The organism is Stenotrophomonas sp. P5_B8, assembly GCF_054049855.1.
Genome location: NZ_JBFULO010000639.1, coordinates 1 through 1,575, shown reverse-complemented (window position 1 = coordinate 1,575; position 1,575 = coordinate 1). Strand labels below are relative to the sequence as shown.

Below are 1,575 nucleotides of genomic sequence, written 5' to 3'. Positions count from 1 at the left end.
GAGTACCTCGGTGCGGCCATGCTGGACCAGCGCTGGCACCAGATCGGTCCGGACCAGGTCCCGGCCGCCAAGGACGTGATGGCCTTCGAGCGCGCCGCGCTGGAGAAGGACGGCATCTACTACGCGCCGGTCCCCCCGCGCTACAAGACCCCCTACTTCAGCCACATCATGGGCGGCTACTCGGCCGGCTACTACGCCTACATCTGGTCCGAAGTGCTCGATGCCAACACCCAGAAGTGGTTCCGCGAAAACGGTGGCCTGAGTCGCAAGAACGGCGACCATTTCCGCCAGACCCTGCTGTCCAAGGGCGGCAGCGTGGATGCGATGGAACTGTTCCGCAATTTCGCCGGGCATGAGCCGCAGATCGAACCGCTGCTGGAAAAGCGTGGTTTGACCGGTGGTGATGGCAAGAAGTAAGCGTTCGATTCAACGACGCGTGTAAACAGGACCGCCCGGCAGTGCCGGGCGGTTTTTTGTTGCCGATCACGTGAGAGGATCCCGCCCCCCCCATCAATGGGCTTGTGGATCAAAGTACGCTTCCCACGTGCAGGACAATGCCGACAGCGCGCAGGCTCGGGTGAACGCCGTCTTCGCGCGTGCCGGCTCGCTCAGGTTGATCAACGCCACCCCCAGGTTGAAGTAGGCATTTTTGTCCCGGCTGCCCAACGCCAGCGCCCGTCGCAGCGGCGCAAGCGCCTGCTCGTGCTGACCCCGATCGCATGCAACCGCCCCCAACGCGGTAAGCAACCGCGCATCATCAGGATGGTGGCCCAGTGCATTGGCAAGAAACTCATGCGCAGACCGCAGCGCTCCCTCCGGATCGGATGCTCCTGCGAAGGCAGATTGAACCCGCTGACCAGCGGCCAGAAGGGCGTCAAGCACGGTCACGTCGTCGAAGGTCATGAACACATCGTAGTTGGCTGCCTGCTTCGGCGACAACCGACGAATCACATGGATTGAGTTCAACAGCGCGGCGTCACAGTGGCGATCAAGCTGACAGTGGCAAGAGCAATATTGAAGCCTGATATGACGCATCAACCGTGTTCTCGGATCCTGCTTTGCACAGGTCGCCGAAGCAGCCCTGATCGACCGCCAGGCCGGCAGGACTGGGGCATCTGCGCCGCCGCCATCACCGCGGCGCGATATACCCACCCGGTACGCCGTTGGGCGACAACACCAACTGCCACAACTGCGAATTCCGGCAGCGGAAGCTCGCCATCGACGCCGCCAGGTAGAACCGCCACATCCGCTTGAAGCGCGCGTCGTAGCGCTGCGGGTCAAGCCCGCCCCACGCCTGCTCGATGTTCAATCGCCATGCCTGCAGCGTGCGGTCGTAATCGGTTCCAAAACTGTGCCAGTCCTCCAGCACGAACAATCCTTCATACGCGGCGGTAATCTGCGCCGCCGAGGGCAGCATCGAATTGGGGAAGATGTAGCGGGTAATCCACGGATCGGTGCGGTGCCGCGAGATATTGCTGCCGATCGAGTGCAGCAGGAACAGGCCGTGCGGGTGCAGGCAGCGCCGCGCCATTTCGAAGTAGCCGCGGTAGTTCTTGTCGCCGACATGCTCGAACA

Annotated in this window: 3 protein-coding genes; 1 reads left to right on the top strand and 2 read right to left on the bottom strand. The window is 62.6% G+C overall.

All coding sequences use genetic code 11. The features are described from left to right. On the top strand, window positions 1–417 hold a 417-nt coding region (locus ACXJKH_RS20275), incomplete at its 5' end, for a M3 family metallopeptidase (protein WP_457322056.1). Between the two features lie 93 nt (window positions 418–510). Here the strand turns inward: ACXJKH_RS20275 and ACXJKH_RS20270 are convergent. Both ACXJKH_RS20270 and ACXJKH_RS20265 read right to left on the bottom strand, forming a co-directional pair. Beyond that, window positions 511–1,035, bottom strand: a complete 525-nt coding sequence (locus ACXJKH_RS20270) for a hypothetical protein (protein ID WP_256775570.1) — start codon at window positions 1,033–1,035, stop codon at window positions 511–513. 94 nt (window positions 1,036–1,129) lie between these two features. After that, window positions 1,130–1,575 (bottom strand): class I SAM-dependent methyltransferase (locus ACXJKH_RS20265; RefSeq protein WP_457322054.1); only part of this gene is annotated, 446 nt, incomplete at its 5' end.